Source organism: Streptomyces sp. NPDC020422 (assembly GCF_044386705.1).
GTDB lineage: Bacteria > Actinomycetota > Actinomycetes > Streptomycetales > Streptomycetaceae > Streptomyces.
This window is the reverse complement of record NZ_JBIRVJ010000009.1, coordinates 457,761-464,213: the sequence shown is the minus strand read 5'-3', so window position 1 is coordinate 464,213 and position 6,453 is coordinate 457,761. Positions and strand designations below refer to the sequence as shown.

The window sequence follows — 6,453 nt, the reverse complement described above, 5'->3', positions numbered from 1 at the left end:
AACCTCGACCATCCGAAGATGGACGGGGTATCAACTAATCTGGCGTTGATTTTTGGCACGCTGTTGAGTTCTCAAGGTGCGGACGCTTCCTTTGTTCCTGTTTCCAGGCCCTCCGGGCGCTTCCTTCGTTTCCGACTCTATCAGATCTTTCCGACCCGATTTCCTCGGCGCTTTCCGGTCCGAATTCGCTTTCGCTTTTCGGCCCTTCCGGCGGGGGTCAAACACTACCAGGCTTTTTCACTCCCCCTGACCACCCCCCTGCGAGCACGCAGAGGTGTAGACCACTGGGGTTAGGATCTGGCTTGATAGGTGCTGCCGACCCACGACTCAAAGCCGCGTTGGGGTCAGGCAGGAGTACGACAGTACATCCCACCGTCTCTAGAGGCAAATCGTTGCCGGTAGTCCCTAGGTCCGCCAAGTGGTACGTCTCGTGCGGAACCGGGACTTCTTATGACTTACGCTTCTGAACAGTACGCCGTCCAGGACAGGTAGTGACGGCGCCACACAATCTCCGCCCCTGGGAGGCTTCCCATGACAACCGTGTCGTCGCCACTCGCTGGACGCGCCATCGGTCTCGCCGCAGTACCCGACCCCGTCTTCTCCGGTGCGATGGTCGGTCCCGGCACCGCCATCGACCCCGTGCGTGAGCCCTCCGTGGCCGTCTCGCCCGTCGACGGCGTCGTCGTCTCTCTCCACCCGCACGCGTTCGTCGTCGTCGACGGCGAGGGCCACGGGGTGCTGACGCACCTCGGGATCGACACCGTCCAGCTGAACGGCGAGGGCTTCGAGCTCCTCGTGAACAAGGGCGACACGGTCGTCCGCGGGCAGGACATCGTCCGCTGGAACCCCGCCGAGGTCGAGGCCCACGGCAAGTCCCCCATCTGTCCCATCGTGGCGCTGGAAGCCACCGCCGACTCCCTCTCCGGCCTCCGTGAGGACGGCGACGTGAAGGCCGGCGACGAGCTCTTCAGCTGGCAGTGATCGCCGGCTCGTCCCACGACGAGCGCTAGCGACATTCAACGACGCGGCGGCCCGGCCGCCGCTTTATCGGAGACGGGTGAGATGGAGACAACGCTGCGAGGCGTCGGTGTCAGCCACGGAGTGGCGATCGGCGAGGTCCGGCACATGGGTACGGCGGTCCTGGAGCCGCCGGCCAAGCAGATTCCCGCCGACGAGGCGGAGCGCGAACAGGGGCGCGCCCGCCAGGCTGTGGAGGCTGTGGCTGCCGACCTGATTGCACGCGGCAATCTGGCGGGTGGCGAGGCTCAGGCCGTGCTGGAGGCCCAGGCGATGATCGCCCAGGACCCGGAGCTCATCGCCGACGTCGACCGCCGGATCGTGGTGGGCAGCACGGCCGAGCGCGCAATCTATGACGCGTTCTCGCACTACCGGGAGCTGCTCGCGGGCGCCGGTGAGTACATGGCCGGCCGCGTGGCCGACCTGGACGACGTGCGGAACCGGATCGTGGCGCGCCTGCTGGGTGTGCCGATGCCGGGCGTGCCGGACAGTGACGAGCCCTATGTGCTGATCGCGCGGGATCTTGCCCCCGCCGACACGGCGCTGCTCGACCCGGCGCTCGTCCTGGGTTTCGTGACCGAGGAGGGCGGGCCGACCAGCCACAGCGCGATCCTCGCGCGGGCGCTGGGCGTGCCGGCCGTGGTCGCGCTGCCGGGTGCGGGTGAGCTGGCCGAGGGCACGGTCATCGCGGTGGACGGTTCCACCGGCGAGATCTTCGTGGACCCGAGCGAGGAGAAGAAGGCGGCTCTGACGAAGGCCGCCGAGGAGCGCAAGGCCGCTCTCTCCGCCTCCAGTGGTCCTGGTGCGACGTCGGACGGGCACAAGGTGCCGCTGCTCGCGAACGTGGGCGGTCCGGCGGACGTGCCGGCGGCGGTCGAGGCGGGTGCCGAGGGCGTCGGTCTGTTCCGTACGGAGTTCCTCTTCCTGGACGACAGCAAGCAGGCGCCGTCGGAGGAGAAGCAGATCGAGGCGTACCGCAAGGTGCTCGAGGCCTTCCCCGAGGGCCGTGTGGTCGTGCGCGTGCTGGACGCGGGTGCGGACAAGCCGCTGGACTTCCTGACGCCGGCGGACGAGCCCAACCCCGCTCTGGGTGTGCGGGGTCTGCGGACGCTGCTGGACCACCCGGAGGTGCTCAGGACCCAGCTGACGGCGCTGGCGAAGGCCGCCGAGGGTCTGCCGGTGTACCTGGAGGTCATGGCGCCGATGGTGGCCGACCGTACGGATGCGAAGGCGTTCGCCGACGCGTGCCGTGAGGCGGGGCTGCGGGCGAAGTTCGGTGCGATGGTGGAGATCCCCTCCGCCGCGCTGCGGGCGCGCTCGATCCTGCAGGAGGTCGAGTTCCTGTCGCTGGGTACGAACGACCTGGCGCAGTACACCTTCGCGGCCGACCGTCAGGTCGGTGCGGTGTCCCGGCTGCAGGACCCGTGGCAGCCCGCGCTGCTCGACCTGGTGGCGCTGTCCGCCGAGGCGGCCAAGGCCGAGGGCAAGAGCTGTGGTGTCTGTGGCGAGGCCGCTTCGGATCCGCTGCTGGCCTGTGTGCTGACGGGTCTGGGGGTGACCTCCCTGTCCATGGGTGCGGCGTCGATTCCGTATGTGCGGGCGACGCTGGCGAAGTACACGCTGGCGCAGTGCGAGCGTGCCGCTGCCGCGGCGCGTGCCGCGGACACCGCGCACGACGCGCGGATGGCGGCGCAGGCGGTGCTGTCCGGGGAGTGATCCCCGGCGTACGGCTGTGGGTGTTTGTCGGAGGGGCTTCCCGTCACTGAGGTGGCGGGGAGTCCCTTCGGCGTCAGTGGGGGTGGGTGTCGTCGTCGTGGGCGAGGGGGAATCCGGCTCGGTATTCGACGTCGGGTTCGGGAGAGATGGGTTCGCCGGTGCGGGCGTCGGTGCAGTAGGCGTCGAAGACCTCGGCCTCGGTGAGGGGGTGGAGGCGGCCGTGGTGGAGGCGCCAGCCGTGGAGGCGGGCGGGGGCGTCGGGGGTCTGGGTGCGGAGCACGACTCCGCCGGGGGTGCCGAGGGCGATGCCGGTGGCGAGGACGGTGACGAACTCGGCGCCTTCGGAGCTGTCGAGGCGGGTGGGGCCGGTGGTGTCCCGGGTGGTGTGGAGGACGGCCAGGAGTTGTTCGGCTCCGGCGGGGACGCTGCAGACGAGGTGGTGGGTGCCGGGTCCTGCCGTGTCGAGGAGGCGTAGGAGGAGGTGGGAGGCGCGCTCGAAGGAGGCGTGGCCGATGTCCTTGCCGCAGTCGGCGCAGGTGCCGGCGTCGGTGAGGAGCATCGTCGCGTACTCCCAGGTGGCCCGGCGGACGGCGGTGTCGACGAGGACGGGGAGGAGGGTGGCGAGGGGTTGTCCGGTGTAGGTGAGGCGGGCGCCGGTCGCGGCGCGTTCGGCGGTGTAGCGGCTGCGGCTGTTGGCGTGGTCGGGGTCGAGGCCGGTGTCGGCGCAGTACTCCGCGTACTCCTCGGGGTCGAAGAGGGCGAGGGTGGTGTGGCCGCCCTCGGCGGCGAGGGTGCGCAGGAGGTCCTCGACGTGGGCGAGGTAGCGGGCGTGGTCGTCGAAGGCGAAGGTCTCGTAGCGCCGCATGGCGGTGAAGTCCTCCTCGTCGGCGAGGAGGGCGACGGTGCTGGGTACTTCGCGGCGCAGTGCGCGGCGCATGGCGGCCGCGGTGTGGCGGGTGGTCATGTCTCCCCCTGGGCTCTGACGATCAGTGCTCACTCACCGTAACCGTGGGCACTGACAGTGACGGCTGGGTCGGTGGGCTGACGCGGTCGCGGATCACGCGGTACTGGGCCGCGCCGGCGGCGACGAGGGCGGCTCCGAGGAGGGGCCAGGCGAGGGGGCCGACGGACATGACGCCGGTGACGAGCAGGGGGCCGGCGAAGCGCTGGGTGGAGTGGGCGAGTCCGTGGACGCCGAGGTAGGCGCCCTGGGCCTCGGCGGGTGCGAGGGCGACGGAGAGTTCCCAGGACGCGGTCGCGTGGATGATCTCGGCGAAGGTGAGGCCGATGACCGCGACGGACAGGGCCGTGATGGCGAGGGTGCGTCCGCCTGCCGCGGAGGCCGCGAGGGCGAGGGTGCCGACGACGAACAGGCCGGAGAGCGGGAGGATCAGGCGCCGGGCCGCCTGGGTGGTCGCGCCGAAGCGGGCGAGGGGGACCTGGAAGAGGACGACGAGCACGGTGTTGAGGACCAGGAGCAGCGGGGCGAGGCCGACGGGGGCCTGGGTGGCGTGGACGATCCAGAGCGGGACGGCGACCTGGAGGATCGTGTCGTCGAGGAAGAGGGCCGCTTCGGTCGCCGTGTAGGCGAGGAAGGTCCGGTCGCGCCAGGGACTGGCGGGCCTGTGCTTCGGCGTGTCGGCGGAGGTGGCGGCGACGCGGGAGGGCGCCGGGGGCTCGTCGCAGCGCAGGGTGAGGAGCGCGATCACGAGGTAGCTGAGGACGTTGCCGACGAGGAGGACTCCGTAGGCGCGGGTGCTGCCGGTGGCGAGGGCCGCGGCGGCGCCGAGTCCGCCGATGGACCAGCCGATGTTGACGGTGGTGCGCTGGATCGCCTGGTAGCGGACGCGGTCGGGGCCGGCGAGGCGGGCGGCGTAGAGCTTGATGAGGACGCTGCCGGCGCGGTCGGGGAGGGCGCCGAGGGCGGAGTAGAGGGTGAGGAGGAGGAAGTTGTCGGTGGTGAGGAGGGCGAGGAGGGCGGCGCCGCGCATGAGCTGGGAGCCGACGATGACGCGGACGAGGGGGAAGCGGTCGGCGAGTCGGCCGGCGAGCGGGGCGCCGGCGATGCCGACGCCGCCGGAGACGGTCATCAGGAGGCCGACCTGGCCGAGGCCGAGTCCGGAGACGTAGGTGAAGTAGAGGGCGGTGCAGCCTGCCCAGAGGCCGGTGCCGGTCTTGTCGATGATGCTGACGAGGAGCATCAGGCGGCCGTCGCGGCCTCCGGGTATGCGGTCGAGCGCGGTGCGGTGCCACGAGGTCGGGCGGTTCACTCGGTTCCCCCTTGACGCGAGTTATGTATTGATACATAGTTCAGTACGTGGCAACACAATATTCGATCAGTGGGACGACGGCCAAGGGGATTGCCGCGTCCGTCGAGCGCGGTGTCACCGAGGGCGAGCTCGCGCCGGGCGACGCGCTGCCTCCCGTACGGCGTCTCGCCGACGAGCTGGGGGTCAGTCCGGGCACGGTCGCGACGGCGTACAAGGAGCTGAGACAGCGCGGCCTCGTGGTCACCCGGGGCCGGGGCGGCACGGTCGTCGCGGAAGCGCCCTCCGTTGCCTCGCGGCGTCCGCCGCGGGTGCCGCCCGGCGTGACCGACCTGGCCTCGGGTCTTCCGGACCCCGCCTTCCTGCCGGTGCTCCGGCCCCCCGCGGAGGTGCGCCCCGTGTACGGCTCGCACCGCGCGGCGCCCCGGCTCGCGGCGCTAGAGGAGCTGACGCGTGCCTGGTTCGCGCGGGACGGCGTGCCGGCGGAGCGGGTCACGTTCGCACACGGGGCGCTCGACTGCGTCGCACGACTGCTCTCCGTGGAACTGCGCCCCGGGGACGCCGTCGCCGTCGAGGACCCCGGCTTCCACCATCTCCTCGACCTCGTACCGGCCTTGGGCCTGCGCATGGTGCCGGTGTCCGTGGACCGCGAGGGGATCGTCCCCGAAGGGCTGCGGGCGGCACTGCGCGCCGGGGTGCGGGCCGTGGTCTGCACCCCGCACGCCCAGTGCCCCACCGGGGCGTCCTTCTCCTCGGCCCGGCGGGACGAACTGGTGGCCCTGCTGCGGGAGTTTCCCGAGGTTCTGGTCGTGGAGGACGACTACAACGCCGGCTTCACGGGCGCCCTGAGGCCGACCCTGGGCGCCGCGGGGCTCGACCGTTGGGCCCAGGTGCGCACCGTCTCCAAGCGGCTGGGGGTCGACCTGCGGTGGGCGGCGGTCGCCGGTGATCCGGTGACCCTGGCGCGGCACGACGGGCGCATGGTGATGACGTCCGGGTGGGTCAGCCACGTCCTGCAGGAGACCGTCGTCGATCTGCTCTCCGACCCGGCGGTCACCCGGCTCGTGGCCGCCGGCGAGCTCGCGTACGCGGAACGGCGGCAGGCCCTGATCGCCGCGCTCGGCTCGTACGGCATCCCCTCCGTCGGCGGGAGCGGGCTGAACGTGTGGGTGCCGGTGCGCGACGAGTCGGCGGTGGTGAACGGGCTGCGGACGCTCGGCTGGTGGGTGGCGGCGGGCGCGCGGTTCCGGATCGGCGCGCCCACCGCCGTGCGGATCACGACGTCGACGCTCGTCCCTGCGGAGGCGGCGCGGCTCGCCGCGGACTTCGCGGCGGTACTCGGTGACGCGCAGGCGACGTACGGCGGTTAGTCGGTGCGTGGCCGGTCGCGGGGCGGCCGTGCAGGACTCGCTCGACGTCTCCGGGACGCGCCCGTCCCCCGCCGACGGGCCGG

Annotated in this window: 6 protein-coding genes; 4 read left to right on the top strand and 2 right to left on the bottom strand. The window is 71.7% G+C overall.

Features of this window, described 5'->3' with window-relative positions:
* The 3 genes from ACH414_RS26240 to ptsP form a co-directional block, all read left to right on the top strand.
* The coding region (locus ACH414_RS26240) for a hypothetical protein (protein WP_398943551.1) at positions 1-294 on the top strand (294 nt) is incomplete at its 5' end.
* A gap of 237 nt (positions 295-531) precedes the next feature.
* Entirely contained in the window at positions 532-981 is a 450-nt protein-coding gene (locus ACH414_RS26235) for a PTS glucose transporter subunit IIA (RefSeq protein ID WP_382548038.1), read from the top strand.
* 81 nt (positions 982-1,062) lie between these two features.
* Entirely contained in the window at positions 1,063-2,733 is a 1,671-nt protein-coding gene (gene ptsP, locus ACH414_RS26230; RefSeq protein WP_382548040.1) for a phosphoenolpyruvate--protein phosphotransferase, read from the top strand.
* A gap of 73 nt (positions 2,734-2,806) precedes the next feature.
* Here ptsP and ACH414_RS26225 read toward each other — a convergent pair whose 3' ends face one another.
* On the bottom strand, positions 2,807-3,697 hold the full coding sequence (locus ACH414_RS26225; RefSeq protein WP_382548042.1) for a hypothetical protein: 891 nt from the start codon (positions 3,695-3,697) through the stop codon (positions 2,807-2,809).
* 22 nt (positions 3,698-3,719) lie between these two features.
* Complete coding sequence (locus ACH414_RS26220; RefSeq protein ID WP_398943548.1) at positions 3,720-5,003, bottom strand: MFS transporter; 1,284 nt, start codon at positions 5,001-5,003, stop codon at positions 3,720-3,722.
* A 47-nt stretch (positions 5,004-5,050) separates the two neighbouring features.
* Here ACH414_RS26220 and ACH414_RS26215 point away from each other — a divergent pair, with 47 nt between their 5' ends.
* On the top strand, positions 5,051-6,370 hold the full coding sequence (locus ACH414_RS26215; protein ID WP_391769989.1) for an aminotransferase class I/II-fold pyridoxal phosphate-dependent enzyme: 1,320 nt from the start codon (positions 5,051-5,053) through the stop codon (positions 6,368-6,370).
* Positions 6,371-6,453: the final 83 nt, after the last annotated feature.